The organism is Plantactinospora sp. B6F1 (assembly GCF_040120695.1).
GTDB lineage: Bacteria > Actinomycetota > Actinomycetes > Mycobacteriales > Micromonosporaceae > Plantactinospora.
Genome location: NZ_JBEEAC010000034.1, coordinates 1 through 25,723, shown reverse-complemented (window position 1 = coordinate 25,723; position 25,723 = coordinate 1). Strand labels below are relative to the sequence as shown.

At 71.3% G+C, this 25,723-nt stretch carries 18 protein-coding genes; 13 read left to right on the top strand and 5 right to left on the bottom strand.

The genetic code is table 11. The features are described 5' to 3' along the window. Window positions 1-83: 83 nt before the first annotated feature. Genes ABNF97_RS28510 through ABNF97_RS28495 form a run of 4 tightly spaced genes read left to right on the top strand, consistent with a single transcriptional unit; the run spans window position 84 to window position 4,721 of the window. Window positions 84-839 carry a helix-turn-helix domain-containing protein gene (locus ABNF97_RS28510; RefSeq protein WP_130463989.1) on the top strand — a complete coding sequence of 252 codons (756 nt, stop codon included), beginning with the start codon at window positions 84-86 and terminating at the stop codon, window positions 837-839. Then, window positions 836-2,101, top strand: coding sequence for a DUF8744 domain-containing protein (locus ABNF97_RS28505; RefSeq protein ID WP_349340428.1), 1,266 nt, complete (start codon window positions 836-838; stop codon window positions 2,099-2,101). The genes ABNF97_RS28510 and ABNF97_RS28505 overlap by 4 nt, the downstream gene beginning before the upstream one ends. Beyond that, a complete protein-coding gene (locus ABNF97_RS28500; RefSeq protein ID WP_207230587.1) occupies window positions 2,098-3,333 on the top strand; it encodes a hypothetical protein in 1,236 nt (411 codons plus the stop codon). The genes ABNF97_RS28505 and ABNF97_RS28500 overlap by 4 nt, the downstream gene beginning before the upstream one ends. After that, window positions 3,330-4,721: a multicopper oxidase domain-containing protein gene (locus ABNF97_RS28495; RefSeq protein ID WP_207230586.1), complete on the top strand. Its 1,392-nt coding sequence runs from the start codon at window positions 3,330-3,332 to the stop codon at window positions 4,719-4,721. Before ABNF97_RS28500 ends, ABNF97_RS28495 begins: the two co-directional genes overlap by 4 nt. A gap of 89 nt (window positions 4,722-4,810) precedes the next feature. Here the strand turns inward: ABNF97_RS28495 and ABNF97_RS28490 are convergent, their stop codons facing one another. After that, window positions 4,811-5,956, bottom strand: coding sequence for a helix-turn-helix domain-containing protein (locus tag ABNF97_RS28490; RefSeq protein ID WP_130463987.1), 1,146 nt, complete (start codon window positions 5,954-5,956; stop codon window positions 4,811-4,813). 305 nt (window positions 5,957-6,261) lie between these two features. Between ABNF97_RS28490 and ABNF97_RS28485 the strand changes: the two genes are divergently transcribed. Next, window positions 6,262-9,399 carry an FAD-binding and (Fe-S)-binding domain-containing protein gene (locus ABNF97_RS28485; protein ID WP_349340444.1) on the top strand — a complete coding sequence of 1,046 codons (3,138 nt, stop codon included), beginning with the start codon at window positions 6,262-6,264 and terminating at the stop codon, window positions 9,397-9,399. Window positions 9,400-9,535: 136 nt separating this feature from the next. Here the strand turns inward: ABNF97_RS28485 and ABNF97_RS28480 are convergent, their stop codons facing one another. Continuing rightward, on the bottom strand, window positions 9,536-11,023 hold the full coding sequence (locus ABNF97_RS28480) for a glycoside hydrolase family 62 protein (RefSeq protein WP_349340427.1): 1,488 nt from the start codon (window positions 11,021-11,023) through the stop codon (window positions 9,536-9,538). A 726-nt stretch (window positions 11,024-11,749) separates the two neighbouring features. On the opposite strand from ABNF97_RS28480, the gene ABNF97_RS28475 reads away from it, so the two are divergent. The 6 genes from ABNF97_RS28475 (at window position 11,750) to ABNF97_RS28450 (ending at window position 20,466) form a co-directional block, all read left to right on the top strand. Beyond that, entirely contained in the window at window positions 11,750-13,372 is a 1,623-nt protein-coding gene (locus ABNF97_RS28475; protein ID WP_349340426.1) for a sigma-70 family RNA polymerase sigma factor, read from the top strand. A 520-nt stretch (window positions 13,373-13,892) separates the two neighbouring features. After that, window positions 13,893-16,019, top strand: coding sequence for a family 43 glycosylhydrolase (locus ABNF97_RS28470; protein WP_165436820.1), 2,127 nt, complete (start codon window positions 13,893-13,895; stop codon window positions 16,017-16,019). Window positions 16,020-16,245: 226 nt separating this feature from the next. Continuing rightward, the gene (locus ABNF97_RS28465) at window positions 16,246-17,352 is read left to right on the top strand and encodes a cellulose binding domain-containing protein (RefSeq protein WP_349340425.1); all 1,107 of its coding nucleotides are present in this window, start codon (window positions 16,246-16,248) and stop codon (window positions 17,350-17,352) included. 169 nt (window positions 17,353-17,521) lie between these two features. Continuing rightward, window positions 17,522-18,454 carry an ABC transporter ATP-binding protein gene (locus ABNF97_RS28460; protein ID WP_349340424.1) on the top strand — a complete coding sequence of 311 codons (933 nt, stop codon included), beginning with the start codon at window positions 17,522-17,524 and terminating at the stop codon, window positions 18,452-18,454. Between the two features lie 8 nt (window positions 18,455-18,462). Then, window positions 18,463-19,287: an ABC transporter permease gene (locus ABNF97_RS28455; protein WP_349340423.1), complete on the top strand. Its 825-nt coding sequence runs from the start codon at window positions 18,463-18,465 to the stop codon at window positions 19,285-19,287. Between the two features lie 522 nt (window positions 19,288-19,809). After that, window positions 19,810-20,466, top strand: coding sequence for a hypothetical protein (locus ABNF97_RS28450; RefSeq protein ID WP_130463982.1), 657 nt, complete (start codon window positions 19,810-19,812; stop codon window positions 20,464-20,466). Window positions 20,467-20,580: 114 nt separating this feature from the next. Here the strand turns inward: ABNF97_RS28450 and ABNF97_RS28445 are convergent, their stop codons facing one another. From ABNF97_RS28445 to ABNF97_RS28435, 3 genes are all read right to left on the bottom strand, one after another. After that, complete coding sequence (locus ABNF97_RS28445; protein ID WP_130463981.1) at window positions 20,581-21,360, bottom strand: ATP-binding cassette domain-containing protein; 780 nt, start codon at window positions 21,358-21,360, stop codon at window positions 20,581-20,583. A 26-nt stretch (window positions 21,361-21,386) separates the two neighbouring features. Continuing rightward, on the bottom strand, window positions 21,387-22,175 hold the full coding sequence (locus tag ABNF97_RS28440; RefSeq protein WP_130463980.1) for an ABC transporter permease subunit: 789 nt from the start codon (window positions 22,173-22,175) through the stop codon (window positions 21,387-21,389). A 198-nt stretch (window positions 22,176-22,373) separates the two neighbouring features. Continuing rightward, window positions 22,374-23,387, bottom strand: coding sequence for an ABC transporter substrate-binding protein (locus ABNF97_RS28435; RefSeq protein WP_130463979.1), 1,014 nt, complete (start codon window positions 23,385-23,387; stop codon window positions 22,374-22,376). Window positions 23,388-23,754: 367 nt separating this feature from the next. On the opposite strand from ABNF97_RS28435, the gene ABNF97_RS28430 reads away from it, so the two are divergent. Both ABNF97_RS28430 and ABNF97_RS28425 read left to right on the top strand, forming a co-directional pair. Then, window positions 23,755-24,606, top strand: a complete 852-nt coding sequence (locus ABNF97_RS28430) for a GntR family transcriptional regulator (protein WP_349340422.1) — start codon at window positions 23,755-23,757, stop codon at window positions 24,604-24,606. Between the two features lie 36 nt (window positions 24,607-24,642). Beyond that, entirely contained in the window at window positions 24,643-25,575 is a 933-nt protein-coding gene (locus tag ABNF97_RS28425) for a DUF6282 family protein (protein WP_130463978.1), read from the top strand. Window positions 25,576-25,723: the final 148 nt, after the last annotated feature.

Genomic DNA, 25,723 nt, shown 5'->3' with positions numbered 1-25,723 from the left:
GGCCGGGGTACGGAGGTCGGTGATCTGTGAGTTCGGACCCTCCTTGGGTTTTGACGCCGTTCGGCGTTATAACGTTGGGCACCATGGAAACGCCGCGAACGGGCCCCAGCGGGGAGACGATCGACACGCCACGCCACCGGGCGCTGGGCTCGGACAGTCGGGTGGCGATCCTGCGGTTGGTACGGGCCGCCCAGAGCGGTGTCACGGCCGCCGAGGTGGCGGCCCGGACCGGGCAGCACCTCTCCACGACCCGCGCCCACCTGGACCGGCTCACCGAGGCCGGGCTCCTGGTGAAGGCGCGGGCCAGCGGTGGGCAGCCGGGCCGTCCGGCCTGGCGGTACCGGGCGGCGGCCGCGGACCCGGCCCCGGCGCCGTACCGGTCGCTGGCGGCCGCCTTGCTCGATCACCTGTCCAGTCGCGCCGGTGATGTCCGGGAGGCTGCGGCGCAGGTCGGCCGGGGCTGGGGCCGGCACCTGGCGGCGGCCACGCCCGACCACGAGGACCCGGTCGACTCGGTGCTCACCGTCCTGGACGGGCTGGGTTTCGGCCCACGCCGTCAGCCGCCCGAAGCCGCCGACACCGTCCAGGTCCACCTGCACACCTGTCCGTTCCTGGAACTGGTGGGTCGGAACGCCGACGCCATGTGCGGGCTCCACCTCGGGGTCGTCCAGGGGGTCCTGGAACGCGACGGCGGCTCGGGCGAATCCGTGGTGCTGGAGCCCTTCGCCGCGCCCGAGGCCTGTGTCCTGCACCTGCCGGCACCGGCGCGGCCGTCGGAGGGGCAGCGGTCGGAGGGGCGGCGGTCGGAGGGGCAGCCACCGGAGGGGCGGCCGTCGTGAGCCATCCGGTGGGGGCGCCGGTCGGGGTGCCGGTCCGGTGGCGGTTGCCCGTCCTGGGCGCCGCGGCGCTCGCGTTGCTGGTCGGCCTCTACGCCGGTCTGCTCCTGCTCGGCGTCAGGGTGCCGGCGCCCGCCGTGGCGGTGGAACCACTGCACGGGCCGCTGATGGTGTTCGGCTTCGTCGGCACCCTGGTCGCCCTGGAACGGGCCGTCGCCCTCGGTGCCCGCTGGGCGTTGCTGGCCCCGGCGTGTTCGGGGTCGGGCGCACTGGTGCTGGTGGCCACCGGACCCGGCCTGGCCGGCAAGACCCTGCTCGTCATGGCGTCGGTGCTGCTGCTCGGCATCTACCGGGCACTGTGGCGGCGGCAGCCCGGCGTGGCGCTGCTCGCGCAGGGTTGCGGTGCGGTCGGCTGGTACGCCGCGACACTGTTGTGGCTGGCCGGCTTCCCGGTCGCGGAGACCGTGCCGTGGCTGGCGGTGTTCGTGGTGGCGACCATCGCCGGAGAACGTCTCGAACTGGCGCACGTCGGGCTGTCCGGCCGCAACGCCGAGCGGTGGTTCCTCGCCGCCCTGGCCGCGATGCTGGCCGGCGCCACCGCGGCCACCCTGTGGCCGGTGGTCGGAGCGCACCTGTTCGGCGCCGGGCTGCTGGCCGTCACGGCGTGGCTCGTCCGCTTCGACGTCGCCCGGCGCACGGTACGGGCGAGGGCGCTGCCCCGCTACGTCGCGGTGGGCCTGCTGGCCGGCTACGGGTGGCTGGCGCTGGCCGGCCTGCTGTGGGCCGGCGCCGGCCCCACCACCGGTGGTCCCCGGTACGACGCGACGCTACACGCGCTCTTCCTCGGCTTCGCCATGTCGATGATCTTCGTGCACGCCCCGGTGATCCTGCCGGCCGTACTGCGTCGGCCACTGCCCTACCACCGGTTGCTCTACGTCCCGCTGGCCCTGCTGCACGCCTCGCTGTCGATACGTCTCGGCCTCGGTGACGCGGCCGGCCTGGAGCCGGTACGTCGCTGGGCCGGCACCGCGAACGTGGTGGCGGTGCTCGCCTTCGCCGGCTGCGCCGTCGCCCTGGCACGGCGACGCCGCGGACCGGCCAGGACGACCCCGGCGGCCGAGCCGAGCCGACGGGCCAGGACTACGTCGGCGGCCGAGCCGAGCCGACGGGCCAGGACGATGCCGGCGGCCGAGCCGAGTCGACGGGCCAGGACGATGTCGGCGGCCGAGCCGAGCCGACCGACCGGCGCGGCGGTCATTCCATGACGGACACCGTGCGGAGCAGGACGGCACCGGCCGGCGGGGCGGCCGGGCGGGCCGGTTGGCATCGCCGTACCGGGGCGCTGCCGTTGGCGTACCTGGCCGCGATCGTCGTCGTCGCGGTGGTCCATCCGGCACTGCCGTCCTGGCGGTGGCTCGCCATCCACCTGCTGCTCCTCGGTGCGGTCACCAACGCGATCATGGTCTGGAGCGCCCACTTCACCACCGCCGTGCTGCGCTGCCCCGTGCCGGGGCGCCGATCCGGGGCGGCCGTCCGGCTCGCCGTGCTCAACCTCGGTGTCCTCGGTGTGCTGGTCGCCGGGACCACCGACCGGCCGTGGCCGGGCGTCACCGGTGCCGTACTCGTCTTCGGCGCCGCCGTCGCGCACCTGGGCTGGCTGGCCGCACGGCTACGCGCCGCACTGCCGGCCCGCTTCGACATCACCGTGCACTACTACCTCGCCGCCACGGCCGCCCTGCTGACCGGGGTTCCGGTCGGTGCGTGGATGCTCGTCGCCGACGACGACTTCCGGCCGCGACTGCTGTTGTTCCACGCCCACGTCAACCTGCTCGGCTGGGTGGCGCTTACCGTACTCGGCACGCTGCTCACCCTCTGGCCGACGGTCCTGCGTACCCGGATGGCCGACGGCGCCACCATCGCCGCCCGCCGGGCACTGCCGGTCGCGGTGGCCGGACTCGCGCTGCTCGGCCTCGCCGTGCTCGCCTGGTGGCCGCCGCTGGCGGCGGGCGGGCTGGCCCTGGTGGCCACCGCGGCCCTGATCACCGCGCGCCCCGCGGTGGTCGCCGCCCGGCGCCGGTCACCGGCCTCGTTTCCCGCCTGGTCCATCGCGGCCGCCGGCGGCTGGCTGCTCGTCGCCCTCGCCGTCGACGCGTGGAGCATGCTGACCGCCGCCGACCCGGCAGCGGCGGCCGACCGGTTCGGCGCCGTCCTGACCCCACTGCTGGTCGGCTTCGTCGCCCAGACCCTGCTCGGCGCGCTGGCGTACCTGCTGCCGATGGCCCTCGGCGGCGGTCCCGGACCGGTACGGCAGCGCACCGAGCGCCTGGACCGGCGATGGGCGCAGCGGGTGACCATGGCGAACGCCGCGCTGGTCGTATTCATCCTGCCCGCACCGCCGTACGTGCGGATCACCACCTCACTGCTGGTCCTCGCCGCGCTGCTGCAGTTCCTCGTCCCCGCCGTCCGTATCCTGCTCACCGCTCGGAGACGACCGTGACGCCACCCGCCGATGCCGCACCGTCGACCGCGCCCGTCCGCCCGCTGGGTGGGGTCGCCGCCGGTCTCGCGCTCGTCCTGATCGCCGTGCTGGTCGGGGTCGCCGCCCAGCGGGTCACCGCACCGGATGGCACTCTCGCCGTCGGGACGACCGGTGTGGTACCGACCGGGCGGACCAGCACCGTGGCCGTGACCGCCGACGGGATGCGCTTCCACCCGGACCGGATCACCGTGCCGGCGGGCGATCGGCTGATCATCGAGCTGACCAACCGGGACCGCCGCCGGCACGACCTCGTGCTGGCCACCGGTGCCAGGTCCCCGATCCTGGCGAGCGACGACGTCGTCCGGCTGGATGCCGGTGTCGTCGGCGGCACCGTCGAGGGCTGGTGCTCGCTGCCGGGCCACCGCCAGGCCGGGATGACACTGACCGTCACCACCACCGGGCCGGGCGGAGGCACCGCTCACGAGCACGCCGGTCCGGCCGGCACCGATCCGCCGGCCGGGGCAGCCCCGCGAATCGACGCGATGGCCGAGCCCGACGCCGGCTTCACCGCCCGCGACGCCACCGCACCGGTGCGGCCCACCGGCCGGTTGCACCGGCGGGAACTGCGGGTGCAGGAGGTGCAGCGCGAGGTCGCTCCCGGCGTACGGCAGAAACTGTGGACCTTCAACGGCACCGCGCCCGGCCCCGTGCTCCGGGGAAGCGTCGGCGACACCTTCGAGATCACCCTGATCAACGACGGCAGCGTCGACCATGGCATCGACTTCCACGCCAGCGCACTCGCCCCGGACCGGCCGATGCGTCCGATCGATCCCGGGCAGCGGCTGACCTACCGGTTCACCGCCACCAAGGCCGGGATCTGGATGTACCACTGCTCGACCATGCCGATGCTGCACCACATCGGCAACGGCATGTACGGCGCGGTGATCATCGATCCGCCGGACCTGCCGGCGGTGGATCGCGAGTACGTCCTGGTCCAGTCCGAGCTGTATCTCGGTCCGGACGCCGAACCCGGCGACCTGGCGAAGATGCAGGCGGAGCGACCCGACGCCGTGGTCTTCAACGGCTACGTCGCGCAGTACGCCCACCGGCCGCTGGTCGCCCGGCCGGGCGACCGTGTCCGGATCTGGCTGCTCAACGCCGGACCCAACCGTCCCAGTGCGTTCCACGTCGTCGGCGCCCAGTTCGACACCGTCTACCGGGAAGGACGATGGCAGTTGCGGGCCACCGACCCCGGCGGCGCGCAGCAGCTCGACCTGCTCCCGGCAGCCGGAGGGTTCGTCGAGACCGTCCTGCGCGAACCCGGCCACTATCCGTTCGTCAGCCACATCATGGTCGACGCCGAACGCGGCGCCCGCGGCGTCATCCAGGTCGAGGGGAGCCCGTGATGACGGCCATCCGGCGCACCAGCGCGGAGGCGTCCCCGTCGTGGCGTACCGGCACGTCCGAGCGGTGCGCATGACCGCAGTGACGTCTGTCAGTCCGCGTAGTGGTCCACGACCAGCGTCCGCGCTACCGTCGCGCTCAGCAGCCGGACACCGACCGTCGAGCCGGGGTCGACGCCGGTGACCTCGCGCACGCGGCGCAGTCGGTAGTCCAGCGTGCGCGGGTGGATGTGCAGCGCGGCGGCGGCGTTCGCGCGGTTCATGTCGTTGGCGTAGTAGGCGCGCAGCGTCGCCACCAGGTCCGGGCCGGTGGCCAGCGCCTTGGCGTAGCCGCGTAGCCATCCGTCGACCGCCGCCGTGCGGGCCAGCGCCATCTCCACGAACAGGTCCGCGATCTCCGGCAGCCGGTCCGGGCGGTCCTGCGGCGGCGCCACCCGGCTCACCTCGCGGGCCCACGCCAGCGTCTCGGCCAGCCCGCCCACCGCGCCCTGTGCCGCACCGATGCCGCAGGGCTGCCCGATCAGCGCGGTCAGGTGGCGTATCCGCGCAAGGATCGTGGCCTTCGGGGCACCGCCGGGGGTGAGCACGGCGACCTCGTCGGCGCCGAGCCAGGTCGCCGGGATCCGTTCCGGCGCGAGCGACGCGACCACCTCGGCCCGGGTCTCCGGAGCCACCGGCCGCGCCATTTTCAAGATCGAGATATGGTACTGCCCGCCGAGGCGCAGATCGGCGACGAAGGGCTCCACCGGTTCGTCGGCGAGCAGGGCGCGGGCCAGGATCTCCAGCCGAGTGGAGAGCAATCGTGCGGTACCCACACCCCGGGTGTAACCGCTCAGGTAGGCGCTGCGCGCCCGGACGCCCTGGCCGCCGAGCCAGCCGACGATGCGGAGCAGGTCGGTGACGTCCTCGGGGCGGGCCAGGTCGTGCACCTCGCGGACCATCATCGCGGTGTGCAGACCGAGCACCTGCTGCTGCGAGGGAACGGAGAGGCCGACCTCGGCCCGCTGCCGGCCCACCGCGGCGATGCCGGCCAGGTCGTTCTCGCCCAGCGGCAGCTCGGCCGCGGCCAGGTCGAGCGACCGGCGCCGGATGAGAACCGCGAAGTCGTACATCCCGATGCGGTCGTCGACCCCGGGCGCCATCGCCTGGTACTCGCTGACCTCGTTGGTGTACGTCTCGACCGCGTGCCGCGCGTTGACCTCGACCCGCTCGCGCAGGGCGTTGAACAGTGCAGTCATCGGTGCGGTTCCTCCCCGTCGCAGACGCTCCGGAGCAGTGGCGGTTGTGGATGGGCCGCTACGCCGTCGACGGTAACAGACCAGGCCGGCCCGGGGCGTGGGCGGCGATCGCGACCGGGTGCGGTCACAGCTGTCCCACCCGCGCGTCGGACTGTTTCCGGTATGTCCATTATTCCGATAAAAACTCGTTATCGTCGGTTGGGCGGCGTTCGGAAGGCGGACGAAGGCCGGAGGAGGGCGAACGATGGCGCGTGGACGAGCCGATCGACGAGCGCGGTCATGATCGCGCGAAGCGGGGTGCCGAGATGAGCCAGGTGCGGTTGCCCGAGCCGCTGACCCGGGCTCCCGGACCGGCCGAGGGAATCGACCTGTCCGAGCTCGCCGCCGAGCTGCGCGCCGTCGTCGACGGCGAGGTCCGGTTCGATGCCGGCTCGCGGGCGGCTTACTCCACCGATGCGTCCAACTACCGGCAGGTGCCGCTCGGGGTGGTGCTGCCGCGCACCGTAGCGGCGGCCGTGGCGACGGTGGACGTCTGCCGGCGGTACGGCGCCCCGGTCCTGTCCCGCGGCGGCGGCACCAGCCTGATCGGCGAATGCACCAACGTGGCCGTGGTGCTGGACTGGTCGAAGTACTGCCACCGGGTGCTGGAGGTCGACCGGGAACGGCGGACCTGCCTGGTCGAGCCGGGCATCGTCCGGGACACCCTCAACGAGCGGCTCGCGCCGTACGGGTTGGAGTTCGGCCCCATGCCGGCGACGCACGACCACTGCACCATCGGCGGCATGCTCGGCAACAACTCCTGCGGCGCGAGCGCCCAGCGCACCGGCAAGGTCGTCGACAACGTCGTCGAGCTGGAGGTGCTGCTCTACGACGGCACCCGGATGTGGGTGGGGGAGACCAGCGACGAGCAGTACGCCGAGATCCAGCGCGGCGGCGGTCGGCGGGCCGAGATCTACGCGCAGCTCCGGGCGCTGCGCGACGAGTACGCCGAGGACATCCGGGGCCGCTTTCCGAAGATTCCCCGTAGGGTCTCGGGCTACAACCTGGACAGCCTGCTGCCGGAGAACGGCTTCCACGTCGGTCAGGCGCTGGTCGGTGCGGAGGGGACGCTGGTCACGATCCTGCGCGCCCGGTTGCGCCTGCTGCCCACGGTCAGGGCCCGGTCCCTGGTCGTGCTCGGTTATCGGGATCTCGCCACCGCCGCCGACGACGTGCCGAGGGTGCTGACGTACGACCCGATCGCCCTGGAGGGGATCGACGACAAGCTCATCGACTTCGAGAAGCGCAAGCACCTGCATCCGGCCGCCCTGCACATGCTTCCGCCGGGCGGCGGCTGGCTGCTGGTGCAGTTCGGCGCGGACACCGTGCGGGAGGCCGAGGAGGTCGCGCAGCGGTTCGGCGCGGCGATGGCTGGCCCGGACGGGCCGAGCGTGTTCCGCTTCGAGAAGGAGGCCGACGAGGTCCAGCTCTGGGCGGTCCGGGAGGCCGGCCTCGGCGCCACCGCCTGGGTGCCCGGCATGGCCGACACCTATCCGGGCTGGGAGGACTCGGCGGTCCCGCCCGAGCGGCTCGGCGGTTACCTGCGCGACCTGGAGCGGCTCTACCAGGAGTTCGGGTTCGAGCAGGCGTCCCGGTACGGGCACTTCGGGCAGGGGTGTGTACACAGCCGGATCCCCTTCGAACCACGTACCGCCGACGGCGTACGGCAGTTCCGGGCCTTCGTGGAACGGGCCGCCGACCTGGTCGTCTCATACGGCGGCTCGTTCTCCGGCGAGCACGGGGACGGGCAGGCCACCGGCGAACTGCTGCCCCGGATGTTCGGTGACCGGGTCGTCCGCGCATTCGGGCAGTTCAAGGCGATCTTCGACCCGACCGACCGGATGAATCCCGGCAAGGTGACGCCCGCGTACCCGATGGACAGCCAGCTGCGGCTCGGGGTGGACTACAACCACGGTCCCGTCGACACGGTGTTCCGCTATCCGGAGGACGCCGGCAGCTTTCCCCGGGCGGTGCTGCGCTGCGTCGGGGTGGGCAAGTGTCGCCGCGAGCACGGCGGGGTGATGTGCCCGTCGTACATGGTGACCCGGGAGGAGGAGCACTCGACCCGGGGGAGGGCCCGGCTGCTCTTCGAGATGCTCGACGGGACCGCCCGGGGCGGCACCATCGGCGACGGCTGGCGCTCGACGGCGGTCCGGGACGCGCTCGACCTCTGTCTGGCCTGCAAGGGCTGCAAGTCCGACTGTCCGGTCAACGTGGACATGGCCACCTACAAGGCCGAGTTCCTGTCCCACCACTACGCCGGGCGGCTGCGCCCCCGGTCGCACTACTCGATGGGCTGGCTGCCGGCCCTGGCCGCGCTCGCGTCGCGGGCGCCCGGTCTGGTCAACAGCCTTGCCCACACGCCCGGCCTGGCCCGGCTGGCCAAGTCGGCGGCGGGGGTGGACCAGCGCCGGGAGCTTCCCCTCTTCGCCGAGCAGACCCTGCATCGCTGGTTCGCCGACCGGACTCCGGGCGGGGACGGGTCGCGGGGCGACGTGCTGCTCTGGCCGGACACCTTCACCAACCGGTTCCACCCGTCGGTGGGCCGGGCCGCCGTCGAGGTGCTGGAAGCCGCCGGCTGGCGGGTACACCTGCCGGCCGGGACGGTCTGCTGCGGCCTCACCTGGATCTCCACCGGCCAGTTGCGCACGGCCGGTCGGGTGTTGCGTCGTACGGTCTCCGCGCTGCGGCCGTACCTGCGGGCCGGCATGCTCGTGGTGGGCCTGGAACCCTCCTGCACGGCGGTGTTCCGCGCCGACGCCTTCGACCTGTTCCCCGACGACGAGGACGTGCGCCGGCTCAAGCGGCAGACCGTCACGTTGGCCGAGCTGCTGCACCAGCACACTCCCGGCTGGCGGCCACCCCGGCTCTCCCGGACCGCGCTGGTCCAGACCCACTGCCACCAGCACGCCGTCCTCGGCATGGCCGCCGAACAGGAGCTGCTGCGCCAGGCCGGGGTGGACGCGCAGTTCCTCGACTCCGGCTGCTGCGGGCTGGCCGGCAACTTCGGCTTCGAGCGGGGGCACTACGAGGTCTCCGAGGCCTGCGCCGAACGGGTGCTGCTGCCGGCGGTACGCGCCGCCGAGCCCGGTGACATCGTCCTCGCCGACGGATTCAGCTGCCGTACCCAGATCGCGCAGGGCGCGGCGAACGGGCGCGTCGCGATGCACCTGGCCGAGCTGCTCCGCGCCGGACTCCGCGGTGACCACGGCGATGCGTTGCCGGAACGCCGGTGGGCGCAGCGTCCGGAGCAACCCGCCTCGCCACTGCCGGCGCTGGCCGGCGCGGCGACCGGGATCGCGGCGACCGGCATGCTCATCGGCGCGCTGGCCGCCCTGGCCGGTGCCCGTGCCCAGGGGGGCGGGTCCTGGACGTCCAGGGCCGGGAGCGCACGTCGGCGGTGAGCGGGATACCTCGCGGTGCCGGTGCGGACCGACCGGCGGCCCCGCCCCACGGTGGCGGGACCGCCGGTGTCGCCCGCTGCCGGCCGTTCGCCCAACGGCTGGGACGGCCGGGCCCGACCACCGCGGGGGACGGGCGTCAGCAGGTGGAGTTGGTCTGGGTGAGTAGGCCGAGGCGCCACGGGAGGCTGTTGTAGTCGCCTCCGGCGTTGGGGTCCATGCCCTGGTAGGCGTAGCGCATGTCGCAGGGGCTGATGGTGAGGGTCTGGTCGACCTGGTCGCGGATCATCTCGCCGTGGCTGATGTCGCGGGTCCAGGCACCGGCGGGGAAGGTGACGTTGTTCGCGCGGGCGAAGGGGTTGCTCTCGGTGTCGGCCAGCGCCTGCCAGGGGCCGGCGATGGCGGACGCGGTCCAGGAGCGGAACCAGCGGCGGCCGTCGCTGCCGATCGCCTCGTGGATCATCAGGTACTGGTTCTGTCCGGCCACCTTGTAGACGTTCGCCGCCTCGAAGAGCCGGTTGCGGTCGGCGTCCTGCATGGCGATGACCGGCTGACTCATGCCCTCCGGGAAGTTCGCCACCGAGGTCTGCGACCGGTAGAGGTGGCCGTTGTCGTCCGAGGAGAACAGGTGACAGTTGGCGCTGTCGCAGATGACCCACATGTCGACCCAGTAACCGTTACCGATGTTGTCCCGGATGATCTGTGGCATTCCGCTGTAGAAGTGTTTCGGCGCGGTCCAGCCGTTCGGGTTGCTGATGTCCGGGTTGGTGGAGTACGACGCGTTGCCGGTCTGGTAGACCAGGTACCACAGCCGGTGCGGGGCGAAGTAGAACACCTGCGGCGCGGCCCGGTATCCGGTGCCGAGCGGCGCCTGGTCGAGGTAGTGGAACGTGGCGTTGTTCGCCTGGGACCAGTCGGTGAAGTTGAGGTAGACCAGGTTGTAGCCGGCCGACTGCGCGGTGCTCGCGAAGACGTGGTAACGGCCGTTGTGGTAGACGACCGAGGGGTCCTTGATGCCGGCGATGTTGCGGCCGTCGTTCTTTGGCCCGATCAGCGCGCCGCTGGAGTTCCACCGGAAGCTGGTCGGCAGGCTGCCGGTGGGCGGAGTCGTCGGTGGGATGGTCGGCGGAGTCGTGGGTGGGGTGGTCGGCGGGTTCGTGGGTGGGGTGGTCGGCGGAGTCGTGGGTGGGGTGGTCGGCGGATTGGTGACGCCGCCCGTGCAGGTGGTGCCGTTGAGGGCGAAGGACGAGGGGACCGGGTTGCTGCCGGTCCACGACCCGTTGAAGCCGAACGACACGCTCGCGTTGGTGCCGATGGAGCCGTTGTAACCGACGTTTCTCGCGGTGACCTGGGCACCGCTCTGGGAGACCGAGGCGTTCCACGCCTGGGTGATCCGCTGGCCCGCACCGTACGTCCAGGTGAGGGTCCAGCCGTTGATCGGGTCACCCAGGTTGGTCACCGCGACGTTGGCCCCGAATCCGCCCGGCCACTGGGACGATATCGAGTAGTTCACCGAGCAGCCGGCCGTGGCGGCGTACGCGGGGAGGACCGCCGCCGCCCCGCCGGCCGCGACCATCCCGATGATCGGTACGAGCAGCCCTACTCGTCGTTTCGCTGTTTCACGCACTGATGACTCCTTACAGTCGCGCCGCCGAACCGGCCGCGTGGCGGCGGGATGTGGCGGCTGACGTGCCCACGTCGGCTCCGCCGGTCGGCCCGTACCGTGCAACCGAGGGTGGCCACCGGTGCGACCACCGGCGGTGGGTGCGGAGCGACAGGGTGTTGGTGGGTCGGCGATCGCGCTGGCCGCCACAGGGCCGGTCGGCAGGGGATGGTGCCCCGGCTCGACGGGGGCTCCGCGCGTTGCGCTGGCGCCCACCCCGGGTGCGGTTCGCACCCGTGCCCGTGGGTGGACGCCAGAGTGAACGCTAACATATCTCCCTGTCGATCGCTTCGCAAGAGTGGGCTTTTCGGTGATCGTGCAATGGGCCGGGTCAGCCACGGCGGTTCATTGAACCTTTTTCAACCTCCCCGTGCGGTCCGACGGACCGCACGGTCGGACGCGGTGCATGAGCGCCGCGCGGTCCAGGTTGAAAAAGGTTCATTACGTCGCTCCGTCACGTTCTCCACCAGCGTGGTGCGACGCGCGGTCGAAACGGCGGTAGGCCGCGGCAATCGGGATCGCCGGTGTGACCATTCCCGGGTGCCTGACCGCAACGCCGGTCGGACGAGGCCGTCGGAGAATTCACGGCTCCTTCTTGACGCGGCCCCCGGCGTCCAGCACAGTCAACGACCACACCATGGGCGCCACAGCTCCGCACCCACCACCCGGTACCCGTGACAGCGATGGGACATGCCAGCTACCCGTACGAACGAGACGAACCTGGTCGTCGCCGCGCAGGCCGGTGACCGGCAGGCGCTTGACGAACTCACCGCGGCGTACCTGCCGGTCGTCTACACGGTGGTGCGCAGGGCGCTGAGCGGTCACCCGGACGTCGACGACATCGTGCAGGAGACGATGCTCCGTGCCCTGCGCGAGCTCGGGACGTTGCGGACACCGGACAGCTTCCGGCACTGGCTGGTGGCGATCGCGCTGCGCCAGGTCAGTACGCACACGCAGCGGTGGCAGGTCGCCGCCGACCGTGCCGTGGCCCTGGACGAGGTGGTCGGGGAGCCGGACGCCGGGGCCGAGGTCGAGGATCTGACGCTGTTGCGGCTGGGCCTGTCCGAGCAGCGCCGGCAGCTGGTGCGGGCCGGTCGTTGGCTCGACCCGGACGACCGGGCGCTGCTCTCGCTCTGGTGGTTGGAGACCGCAGGCCAGCTGAGCAGGACGGACCTGGCAGCGTCACTCGGCGTCGGGGTGGCGCACGCGGGCGTACGGGTCCAGCGGATGCGCAACCAGCTGGAGCTCAGCCGGACCTTGGTGGCCGCGCTGGACGCGAGACCCGGGTGTGTCCGCCTGGCGCCGGTGCTGGCCGGCTGGGACGGCCGGCCGAGTCCCCTGTGGCGCAAACGCATCACCCGGCACGTCCGCTCCTGCCCGGTCTGCCTCCGGCACGGCGAGGGACTGGTGGCGCCGGAGCGCCTGCTCGTCGGTCTCGCGCTGCTCCCCGTGCCCGCGGCGCTGGTCGCGGCGCTGATCGGCAAGGGCGCGGCGGCGGGCGGCGCCCTCGGAACCGTCTCCGCGGTGGCCGCCTCCGGCGCCGGTGGGCTCGGCGGTTCCGGGGCCGTCGGCGCGGGCGTCAAGGCCGGGCTGCTCGGGCAGCTCGGCCAGCTGATCGGGGCGCATCCGATCGTGACCGCGGTCGCCGCCGGCACGGTCGTCGCCGGCGCCACGGTCACCACGGCGACCTGGCCGACGCCGGAACCGCCGCCACCGGTGGGCATCGCCGTGCCGACGCCGACACCTACCGCGAGGCTGTCGTCGGCGTCGGCCGCGGCCGTCGTCCCGTCGAGATCGACACCCCGGGCGACCGCACCCGCTCCGAGCCGGCCGGCCCCGACCGGCGGCACCCCGTCGCGCGCCGGGACGGTTACCCCGCGGGGGAGCGTGTCGATGGAGTCGGTCAACCAGGTGGGGCTGTTCGTCACCACCACGACCGACGACCTCGGAGTACTGGCCCGGGCCGGCGGGGAAGGCGACGCGGCCGGTCGGCGGCGGGCGACCTTCGAGGCCGTCCCCGGTCTGGCGGACGCGACCTGTGTCTCCTTCCGGGCGGAGGACGGACGTTACCTGCGCCATCTGTCCTGGCGGGTGCGGTTGAGCGCGGACACGGGTACCGAGCTGTTCCGCGGGGACGCGACGTTCTGTGCACGCGGGGGTGTGGCGCCGGGGTCGGTGTCGCTGGAGTCGTCCAACTATCCCGGCTGGTTCCTGCGGCACCGGAACTTCGAGTTGTGGGTGGACCAGTCGACCGACGATCCGGTGTTCCGGGCCGACATGTCGTTCCGGGTCCGGCCTCCGCTGGCCGGGTAGCGTTTCGCCGTACATCGGCGCGTCGCCGGAACAGGCGGTGGCGCCAGGTGCGAGGTCCCGCTGCCGCGTTGCCCCGGGTCGCCCCGTCCCCTGTGGTCGGTGGCGGCCGACCGTGGGCGGCCCCGGCCGGCCGCGCGACCCTCCGGCGCCTGCGTCGATAACAGAAAAACCTGTGAGACTTCTTCCGGTGGCCGGTTCCGGCCCGTTCGGCGGAAAGGTGTTATCCGTCGTCCTCGTCGAAAGTCGGACCGGAGCGGTTTCATTGTTCGGTCCGAAGGTGGTTCCGCTACGCATTGACAACCCTCTTGAAGAGCCGGAAACCGTCTGGCAATATGCCGTACATCTGGCGCGGCGGTTTAATCCATGTCTCCGTTTGGTGCGTCAGGTCTTGTAGCCAGTCATGTTAACGCTAACATCACTGCCCGTGTCGCGAGCCGTGCTGCGAGCCGCAGCCGGGCCACCACCCGCCAACCCGCGCCCCGCCCCCGGGCTCGGGTGGTCCGACCGAAGGAGAGACACCATGGATGTCCTGGCGCAGGCGCCACCACTGGCGCCGGTACCGCCGCCGGCTCGGCGCGGTGCGGCGCGCGACCGGTGGCGACGCTGGCGGTCCGGATTCGCCGCGGCCGTGGCGATGGCGCTCGTCGGCACGGCCGCCGTCGCGTTCGGCACGGCCCCGGCGTCGGCCGCGACGGTGGACACGAGTGCCTGGTACGTGCTGGTGAACCGGAACAGTGGCAAGGCGCTGGACGTGTACAACCTGGCGACGAACGACGGTGCCCGGATCACCCAGTGGACGCGCGGGGACGGTGCGTGGCAGCAGTGGCAGTTCGTCGACTCGGGCGGCGGGTACTACCGGGTGAAGTCGCGGCACTCGGGCAAGGTCCTGGACGTCTACAACTGGTCGACGTCCAACGGGGCGGGGATCGTGCAGTGGAGCGACCACAACGGGGCCAACCAGCAGTTCCGGTTGCTCGACTCGTCCGGTGGCTACGTCCGGCTGATCAACCGCCACAGCGGGAAGGCGGTGGAGGTGCAGGACGCATCGACGGCGGACGGGGCGAACGTGGTGCAGTACGACGACTGGGGTGGGAACAACCAGCAGTGGCAACTCGTCCGCGTCGACGGCGGCGGTACCCCGCCCACCACCCCGCCGGGCGGCACGTTCAGCAATCCCGTGGTGTGGCAGGACTTCGCCGACGTCGACATCATCCGGGTCGGCGAAACCTACTACCTGTCCGCCTCGACCATGCACTACTCGCCGGGTGCGCCGATCCTGCGCTCGTACGACCTGGTGAACTGGGAGTTCGCCGGGCACTCGGTTCCCCGACTGGACTTCGGGTCCAAGTACGACCTGTCCGGCGGTCGGGCCTACGTGGACGGAATCTGGGCGTCCACCCTCAACTACCGGCAGAGCAACCAGACGTACTACTGGGCCGGTTGCATCGACTTCGCCCAGACCCACATCTACACCGCGTCCGCCGTCGACGGCACCTGGACCCGGCACGCCACCATTCCCAACTGCTACTACGACGCCGGCCTGCTGATCGACGACAACGACACCATGTACGTGGCGTACGGCAACGGAACCATCAGCGTCGCCCAGCTCTCCGCCGACGGGCGCAGCCAGGTCCGCAACCAGCAGGTGTTCAGTACGCCATCGAACATCGGCACCCTGGAGGGCGCCCGCTTCTACAAGCGCAACGGCAGCTACTACATCTGGCTCACCCGCCCGGCCAACGGCCAGTACGTCCTCAAGGCGAGCAACCCGTTCGGCCCGTACGAGATCCGTCAGGTCCTGCTCGACCTGCCGGGGCCGATCGCCGGTGGCGGCGTGCCGCACCAGGGCGGGCTCGTGCAGACCCCGAACGGCCAGTGGTACTACATGGCGTTCACCGACGCGTACCCCGGCGGCCGGATGCCGACGCTGGCCCCGATCACCTGGACCGGTGACGGCTGGCCGGTCCTGCAGACGGTCAACGGCGCCTGGGGGACGACGTACCCCAACCCGTTGCCGCTGCGGCCGGGCAAGCCGCTCACCGGCGCGGACACCTTCGCCGGCACCACCCTCGGGCCGCAGTGGGAGTGGAACCACAATCCCGACAACAGCAGGTGGTCGGTGAACAACGGCCTGCGGCTGCAGACCGCCACGGTGACCGGTGATCTCTACAGCGCCCGGAACACCCTCACCCACCGGATCCAGGGGCCGACCTCGACCGCGACGGTGGAACTCGACTACTCCACGATGCGCGACGGTGACCGTACCGGCCTGGCCATGCTCCGCCAGTCGTCCGCCTGGATCGGGGTGCGCCGGGACAACGGCGCGACCCGGGTGGTGATGACCAACAACCTGACGATGGACGGCAACTGGAACACCACCGGTACCGGTACCGAGGTCGCCAGCGCGGCCGTCTCCGGCGGCCGGATCTGGCTGCGGGCCAACGCGGACATCCGACCCGGCAGCGGCCGACAGGCCCGCTTCTCCTACAGCACGGACGGGGTCACCTTCACCAGCCTCGGTCCGGCCTTCACCCTGAACAACGCCTGGCAGTTCTTCATGGGGTACCGGTTCGGGATATTCAACTACGCCACCCAGGCACTCGGCGGCGCGGTGACGGTCCGCAGGTTCGACCTCTCCACGCCCTGACGCACCTCGGACGAGCGGCGCGCCGGGGAGCCTCGCCCCGGCGCTGACCGCGGTCGCCCGGTCCGGGCTCGGCGGGAGGGGTTCCGCGGCCCGCGTCGCATCGGCAGACATCGACGCCTGTCGTAATCGGCGCGCGGGTGGCAGGATGGGTATTAGTTGGGCTACCCAACTAAGTCTCGCAGCTCCGTCGCCGGTCCGGGCGACCCGAGACGACCAGGAGGCGCACATGAGATCCATCCACCTGCGCGGGCAGGCGCGACGACTGCGCGCCTGCCTCGCGGCGGCCGCCACCCTGCTGTTGGGCGTCGGCCTGACAGCGGTGTTGACCGCTCCCGCCAGCGCCGCCGCCGGCTGCCGCGTGAACTACACCGTCAACCAGTGGCCGGGTGGCTTCAGCGCCAACGTGGCGCTGACCAACCTCGGCGACCCGCTCGACGGGTGGACGCTGGCCTGGAACTTCCCGAACGGCCAGACCGTCACCCAGGGCTGGGGTGGCCAGTTCAGCCAGAGCGGCACCCGGGTGACGGTGACCAACGCGACATGGAACGCCGGGCTGGCTACCAACGCCACCGTCACTCCCGGCTTCAACGGCACCTGGAACGGGACGAACTCCCCGCCCACCTCGTTCACCCTGAACGGGGTGGGCTGCACCGGAGCGCCGGCCACCGGGCAACCACCCACCAGCGCCGCCCCCACCTCCACCCCCTCGCAGCCCGGGGGTGCCGCCTGGACCTCCTCCGACCAGTGGGGGACCTGGACCAACGGTGGATACACGCTCTACAACAACATCTGGGGTAGTGGCGCCGGAACCCAGACGATCTGGGCCAACTCATACAGCAACTGGGGCGTCAACGCCAACCACCCGAACACCGGTGGGGTGAAGTCCTACCCGAACGCCACCCGGAACGTCAACCGGAACCTCAGCGCGATCGGCAGCCTCACCAGCAGCTTCAACGTCACGGTGCCGGGCGGCGGGGCGTACGCGAGCACGTACGACATCTGGGCCAACAACCACGCGTACGAGATCATGCTGTGGATGAACAAGACCGGCCCGGTCGGCCCGCTGGGTTCGCTCCAGACCACCGCGTCTGTCGGCGGGCACACCTGGCAGATCTACCGCGGCTCCAACGGCGCCAACGAGGTCTTCTCGTTCATCCGCACCAGCAACACCAGCTCGGGGACCGTCGACATCCGCGCCGTGCTCAACTGGATCCGCACCGCCGGCTGGTACGGCGACGTCCTGATCGGCGACGTCCAGTTCGGGTACGAGATCACCTCGTCGGCGGGTGGCCTGAACTTCACCACGAACAACTTCTCGGTGTCGTACAGCTGATTCCGCCGGCCGGCCGGGCCGCCGTTCCCGGGAGGGGCGACGGTCCGGCCGGCCGTGACGCGGCATGCCCCTCCGGTGGGAACACACGGGTCGGGCATGCGAACGGCACGGTCAGGACATGACGCGACGGGGGTGGGAACTGTCGCCCGCCGGCGACAGCCTGGTCCGCATGGATGATGTTGTGATCGAAGTGGACGGGCTGCGTCGCGGCTACGGGGAGTTCGAGGCGGTGCGCGGCATCGGTCTGCGGATCCGCCGGGGCGAGCTGTTCGCGCTGCTGGGCACCAACGGTGCCGGGAAGACCACCACCATCGAGGTCCTGGAGGGGCTGCAACCGGCCACCGCCGGCCGGGTCCGGGTGCTCGGGATGGACCCCCTCCTGGACCGGAGCTCGGTGCGTCCCCGGACGGGGGTGATGCTCCAGCACGGCGGATTCACGGGTGCGCTCACCGTCCGGGAGACGGTGGAGGTCTGGCGGTCCCTCACCGTCCGGCCGCAGACCACCGCGGAGGTGCTGGACCTGGTCGACCTCGGCGGCCAGCGCAACGTCGCGGTCGAGCAGCTCTCCGGCGGCGAGAGCCGGCGGCTGGAGCTGGCGTTGGCCGTGCTCGGCCGCCCAGAGGTGCTCTTCCTCGACGAACCCACCACCGGCATGGACCCGGCCTCCCGCCGCCGCACCTGGGACGTCGTCCGCCAGCTCCAGAAGGGCGGCACGACCGTGCTGCTCACCACGCACTACCTGGAGGAGGCGGAGCTCCTCGCCGACCGGGTGGCGATCATGCGGGGTGGCAGCATCGTCGCCACCGGGACGCCGGAGGACGTCGTGCGAACCCTGCCCGCGCGGATCAGCTTCCGGCCGCCGGCCACGGACGCGCTGCCCGACCTGCCGCACGCCGCCTGCCTGGTCGAGGGCGACCGGGTCACCTACGAGTCGCGCCAGCTCCAGACCGACCTCACCCGGCTGCTCGCATGGGCAGACGCGGGCGGCATCCGGATCGCCTCCCTGTCGGCCCGACCCGCCACCCTGGAGGATGTCTTCCTGGACATCGCCGCCGACCACGACCCGACCGACCGGCACGCGGATCCGGAGGCCGCCCGATGAGCGGGACGATGACGACGCCGAGCTCCCGCACCACCGCCACCTCGGGCGACCGCGCGACCAGGCCGTTCTGGCAGATGGCCGCGATGCTCAGGATGGAGCTGCTTGCGCTACGCCGTAGCTGGACGTCCACCGCGATGTCCGTGGTGACCCCGATGATGATCGCCCTGCTGCTGGTCAGCGAGTACCGCGACCAGACGGTGCCCGGCGTGCGCCGGGTCGTCAGCGTCACCACCCTGATCATGGTCTTCCTGGTGCACCACCACCTGACCACCGTGTACGCCGCACGCCGCCAGGAACTGGTGCTCAAACGGCTGCGCACCGGGCTCGCCTCGGACCGCACGATCCTGTTCGGCACGGCCGGCAGCACCGTGGCGATCTTCCTCGCCCAGTTCGTCGCGCTGGCCGTCTACGCGGTTCTGGTCCTCGACCTGCCGATACCCAGGAACCCCCTGGTCATGGGGGTGGCGCTGCTTTTCGGCTGCTCGATAATGGCGGCGTTCTCGGCCGCGCTCTCCGCGATCACCCGCAGCTCCGAGGCGGCCATGCTCACCACCCTGCCAACCGTGGTGATCTTCCTGGCCACGCCGGGCGCGCTGCTGCCGCTCGGCGCGTTGCCGGAGTCGCTGGAGCGGGTGCTCTGGTTCCTGCCCAACGGCCCGTTCACCGAGGTCATGCGCGTCGGTTGGCTCGGCCGTACCGACGAGGGCCAGCCCCTGAACTTCGCCAGCGTCTTCGTCGAGACGCTGCCCTCCTTCGGGGTGCTGCTGGTCTGGCTTCTGGTGTCGCTGCTCATGGCGAACCGGTACTTCCGGTGGGAACCCCGGCACGGCTGATCGGGGCAGCGAGCGCGTCACCCGGCCTTGGGGACGTGAACATGGACCGGGCGCGGGTCGGGTGGGATCCCGGCCTGCGCCGCGGCCGCGGCCGCGGACGCCGGTACCGCGCCGGACTGCCGGCTCACGCCGCGCGACGGTACGCCGGGCGCGGCCTCCGTCGACCGGGCAGCTACCCTCCATCGATGCCCTGACCGGCGTCGAGCGCCGCTGTGCCGGCCTGGGTGGACGGTCTCGCGGGCACCGCCGCCGTACCTCCGGCGGTGGTGTGACCGGCCGTCGGCGTCGTGTGTGACACTCACTCGCGTGACGTCGCCTCCACCGCCGGGTCCGCCCGGCTATCCGGGTGTGCCCTCACCACAACCCGGCATGCCCGGACCCCCGGCTGGCTTGCCCGGACCCCCGGCTGGCATGCCCGGACCCCCGGCTGGCATGCCCGGATTCCCCGGGATGCCCGGGCCACCGCCGTCCGGGATGCCCGGGCCACCGCCGTCCGGGATGCCCGGGCCACCGCCGTCTGGGATGCCCGGACCACCGGGGCCGCCCGCGCCGCCGCCCGGAATCGCCGCGCCGCCGGTGCGCGCGAAGAGCAACGGGCCGCTCATCATCGGACTGATCGGTGGGCTCCTGGCCCTGTGTCTGCTCGGGGTCTGTGGGGTCGCGGTGGCGGCCGTGGTGATCAACAAGGGGGAGGACAGCCCGCAGGCCACCGCCGGAGGTGTAACTCCGCCGCCCGAGGAGGTCCGCACGACCGCTCCGGCTCCGCCTCCGTCCCCGACACCGCCTCCGCCACCGGTCGCCATCGGGCAGTGCGTCGCCGTCGACGCGGCCGGTAACCTCCTCGGAATCGGCAACTGCAACGGCAGCAGCGGCACCTACCGGGTGGTATCCGTCGATTATGGCCGGAATCCCTGTGCCGACCCCGGCGGTCCGTACATCACCGAGGACGGGTATCGGCTCTGTCTGGAGCACCACCTGGTGCGCTACTTCTGTTACAAGTTCCCGAAGGGTGACGGCTGGGTCGTCCACGCGCCGAAGTGCAAGGCGAAAGGCACCGTCCACGTCATCGACATCGTCCCGGGCGCGTCCAACGGCAACAAATGCACCCGGGACCTCCGGTGGAACCGCTGGTACCGGTTCACCCACCCGACGGTCGTCTACTGCGTCATGCAGTACTGAACCCCACTTGCTCGGCGCGGGGTCGCGTCGGCGGTGCTCCCGCTGTTCGGGTACGCGTGGGTGGTCCGGCTGACCCGGCGACGGCCGGCGTGCCGAGTCCGGCCGTCGCCGAGCTCAGCTGGTGGCCGAGGTTGCCGGCATGTGCTCGTTGAGCAGGAGTTGGTGCAGCTCGGCGGAGGCGGCGGCGACATCCTCCAGGTGCGCGTTGTGCCCGAACGAACGCGGACGCGGGATGGCGACGTTGACCAGTTTGCGCAGCCGGCCGGGACGGGCACTGAGCACCGCCACCCGGTCGGCGAGCAGCACCGCCTCCTGGATGGAGTGGGTCACGAAGACGACCGTGGTGCCGAGTTCCATGTGGATGCGCTGCAGCTCGACGGCCAACTCCTCGCGGGTCAGCGCGTCCAGCGCGGAGAACGGCTCATCCATCAGCAGCACCTTGGGGCGTTGGATGAGGGCCCGGCAGAGCGAGACCCGTTGCTGCATTCCGCCGGAGAGCTCGTGTGGGAGTCGGTCGGCGAAGGCGCTGAGCCCGGTCATCTCCAGCAGCCGGTCGGCGTGCTCGCGGTGCTGGGCCCGCGGCCAGCGGAAGATCTCCACCGGCAGCAGCACGTTGTTCCGGACGCTGCGCCAGGGCAGCAGCGCCGGGCGCTGGAACACCATGGCGACGTCCCGGCGGGGCCGTTCGACCGGGTCACCGGCGACCAGTACCTCGCCCCGGCTCGGCCGGATCAGCCCGGCGATGATCCGCAGCAGGGTGGACTTGCCGCAACCGGAGCGCCCGATCACCGCCAGGAACTCGCCGTTGCCGACGTCGAGGTTGATGTCGCGCAGTGCCTCCACCGTCCCGGATTTTCCCTGGAAGGTCCGGGAGAGCCCGGTCATCTTGATCATTGTGTCCTCCTTGCGAGGTGTCACGGTCACGACGAGATCGCCCGGGCCCACGGCACGAGGACCCGCTCCAGTCCCGTCACCAGGTAGAACAGCGAAGCGCCCATGATGGCGAGCAGGGTCAGCGCGGCGAAGGCGAGCGGCGTGTCCGCGGACTGGCTGGAGCTGACGACCACCGAGCCGAGCCCACGGTCGGGATTGGTGAGCTCGCCGATGACCGCCCCGATGATGGCCAGCGAGGACGCCACCTTCAGACCGACGAAGACCTGTGGCAGCGCCCAGGTCAGCCGGACCTTCAGGAAGGTCTGCCACCACGAGGAGGAGAGCGAGTTGGCCAGTTCGCGCAGGTCGTTGGGGACGGACGTCAGCCCGGCCATGGTGGAGACCAGGACCGGGAAGAAGCAGAGCAGCACGACCATGACGATCTTGGCGTGGATGTTCAGCCCGATCCAGACGATGAGCAGGGGAGCGAGCGCCGCCTTCGGCACCGCGTTGACCGCGGCGATCAGCGGCATGGTCATCCGCTCGATCGTGCGCGAAGCGGCGAACAGGACCGCGACGGCCGCACCGGCGGTCGAGCCGATGGCGAAGCCGGCGACCGTCTCGATCAGGGTGACTCCGGCCTGTTCGGCCAGGTGACCGGAGAGCCGCTGGAACGCCTCCACCACGTCCGGCGGTGCGGGTAGCCAGAACGGTTCGATGCTGAAGGCGATGGTGATCAGCCACCAGATCGCGAGCGCCAACAGCGTACCCAGTGCGGGGAGCCCGGCGTTGACCCACACACGTCGCAGCCCGGCGTCGGTCGTCTTGTCAGTCATGGTGAATCCCGTAGGGTCCTTTCGGGCGGCGAGGAACGCGGTGATCGCGGTGATCGAGATGCCGGACGGTGTCCCGGCGGTGCGACGAAGAAGGGACGGCAGCCGGTCCGACCACCGTCCCCGTTCGTCAGGAACGCCCGACCGCCGGCGAGGGCTACTCGGCAGCGGTCGGGTCTTGCCGGTCGTCGAGCCGCCTCGTCAGGCCTTCGGCACGATGTCGAGGTCGACGACACTCGCCGGGCTGAGGCCGGAGGGCATCAGGCCGGAGCTCTGCAGGATGGCGATGGTGCGGGCCACCCGACCCTCGTCCATCGCACCGATCGGGGCACCACCGGCCGGCACGACGTACGGGGTCATCGCCTTGATCTCACCGACCCCGGAGGCGACCGGGTACGTCGGCTCCGCCTTGTTCAGGATCGTCGCCGCCTCCTCCGGGTTGTCGATGGTGTACTGCAGGCCCTTGAGCAGAGCACCGGTGAACCGGCGGACCAGGTCCGAGTCCTTTTCGATCAGGCCGGGAGTGGTGATGATGGCGTTGCCGAACAGGTCCCGCAGGTAGTCGCTGTACGGCAGGATGACGACCTCCTTCTTGGAGGCCGCCGCCAGCGCGTCCCGACTGAGCAGGAAGGTGCCGAGCGCGTCCACCCTCCGGCTCGCCATCAGACCGTTGAGTGCGGTGGCCTGCACGCCCTCGATCTTGACGGTGGCCGGGTCGAGACCGGCCAGTTTGGCGTACGCCGGGAAGAGCAGCTCGGTGACCGAGCCCTTGCCGGTGGCCATGGTCTTGCCGGCCAGGTCCTTCGGGCCGGTGATGTCGGTGTCCTTGGTGGTCATCACCGAGATCAGCGTCTGCTGGTGCACCGCGGCGACCGCCCGCCAGTCGGTGAACTCGCCCTTGCCGGCCTGGATCACCGCACCGGTGAAGTCGAGCGAGGCGAACTGGACCTCTCCCGACTTGAGCGCCGTGAGGTTCGGCGCGTTACCCGCGCCCTTCTTGATATCGACCTCGATGCCGGCCTCGGCGAAGTAGCCCTTCTCCTTCGCCACCCAGACGAAGGAGTCCCGTCCCACGGCGCCGAACGCCGTGATGTAGGCGACCTTGTCGGTCCCCTCGGCGGACGCGTCGTCGTCCCCGTCGCCGCCGCTGCAACCGCTCACGACCAGCGCCGTGGCGAGCAGCGCTGCCGCCAGGACCCGAGAGCGTCTGAACATGTGTGCCTCCAGCTTTCGCTTGTGGATGGGCGGTCCGCAACGCACCTGCGCGGAGGATGCGGCCCTTCGCCTGAACGACACCAACCGCGCCGACCCTCGCCCGGTCGAGAATCGTAGATGACCTAGGTTCGACTTGTCACCGACGAAATCGGGCCAGTTTCTGAGGCTCAGAAGGCTCCACACCCGCTGTCGAAGCAGCCTTCTCCCAGGTCAGAGCCTTGTTGACAAGGGAAGTTCTGGCAGCAATCCTGTCAACAAGATTGTTGATAATCTAGGAGACAATGTTGCGGGCTGGCGGGCTGGAGCGGGGGACGGCGGGCGCCGGTGAGGGTTCTTACCCGGACACCTCGGGGCATACCGTCCCGAGGTGTCCGGAGTCGGTGTGGGGCCGCACGGCTACCGTCCGATGTGGATGGCTGCCGGTCGGGCACCGGCGGCTGCTCGGGAGGTGTCGCTCGACCTCGGTGACCGTGTCGTGACTGGCGCCGTACGACCCCCGGCAACGGCGGGCCGCCGAGCGGCGGGCACGCCGCGCCCTTCATCGGCCCGCTCGGCGGACGAGGCGTACCAGGAACTGCGCGGGGCCATCCACCGGGGCGAGTTGATGCCCAACGAGCGGCTGATCGAGGTCGAGTTGGCGAACCGGCTACAGGTCAGCCGGGCGACCGTCCGGACGATACTGGTCCGGCTGGCCCAGGACGGGCTGGTCGTGCTCACCCCGAACCGGGGCGCGCACGTGCGGCTGGTCACCGAGGAGGAGGCGGTCGAGATCCTCCAGGTCCGGGCTGTGCTGGAGGCGCTCACGGCGCGTCAGGCCGCGCTGAACGCCACCGCCCGGGAGATCAGTACGATCCGCCGAGTGCTCGCCAGGATGGCCCGGAAGCTGGAGCAGGACGACCTGCTCGGCTACTCCGAGGGGAACGCCAAGCTGCACGCCGCGATCATCGCGGCGTCCCGGCACGAGACCGCGGCCCGGCTCATCACCGGGCTCCGGGCCCAGCTCGTCCGCTTCCAGTACCGCACCATCCTGGTGCCCAGCCGACCGGCACAGTCACTGGGCGAGCACGTCGCGGTCGTCGAGGCGATCGCCGCCCGGGACCCGGACGCCGCCGAGGCCGCGATGCGGCGACACCTCGGGCACGTCGAGTCCACTCTGGCCAACACCGCCACGGCGGTCCGGCGGCGCTCCGGCCCGTCCGACGGCACCCGTACGGCCTGAATCGGCCATGCCCATCCCTCTGCCACAAGGAGTGACATGTCAGAGCATCCCGTACCGTCCGCCCGCGCCCGCGCCCTCGTACAGGGCGCCTACGACACCCACGTACACGTCGCACCCGACGTCATGCCGCGCCGCATCGACGACCTCGACCTCGCCCACCGATTCGCCGAGGTCGGCCTCGCCGGCCTCGTCCTCAAATCCCACTACGTCCCCACCGCCGAACGCGCCGCCGTCGTCCGCAAAGCCGCACCCGGCACCGACGTCCTCGGCGCCATCACCCTCAACGGCTCCATCGGCGGCATGAACCCCACCGCCGTCGAAATCGCCGCCCGCCAAGGCGCCCGCATCGTCTGGATGCCCACCGTCGACGCCGCCAACCAACGCCGCACCACCACCACCGATCTCCCCGGCGCCACCCCCGCGATGTGGGGAGCCCTCCAGGCCGACCTACACACCCACGGGATCATCCCCAACCCCGTCGACATCCTCGACCCCGACGGGAACCTCCTCCCCAACACCCACCACGTCCTCAAAGTCATCGCCCGCCACGACCTCGTCCTCGCCACCGGTCACCTCTCCGGCCCCGAAATCCTCACCCTCATCCACGCCGCCAACCACCACGGCATCCGCCGCACCGTCGTCACCCACCCCGAATTCACCTCCCAACGCCTCACCACCGACCAACAACACGAACTCGCCGAAGCCGGTGCCCTCCTCGAACGCTGCTTCACCACCCCCCACACCGGCAAAGTCTCCTGGCACGACCTCATCACCAACATCCGCACCGTCGGCGTCACCCACTCCGTCCTCTCCAGCGACCTCGGACAACCCTTCAACCCACCCGTCGAAGACGGCCTCGCCCTCTTCGCCGACCACCTCCTCGACGCCGGCTTCACCGAACAAGAAATCCACACCATGGCAGTCGAAAACACCCGCAAACTCGCCGCGGCCGCCGAGATGGCGGCATGACCGGCCGCCGGGCGCCGCTGCGCTAGGCCCGTATTCCGCACGTCGGCGATCGTCAGCACCATTCCAGCGGGTTGACGTCGAGTAGGTCCAGGATTTCGAGTTGTAGGGGTGTGGGTTGAGGGATGGTGTGTAGGTTTCCGCTGGTCGC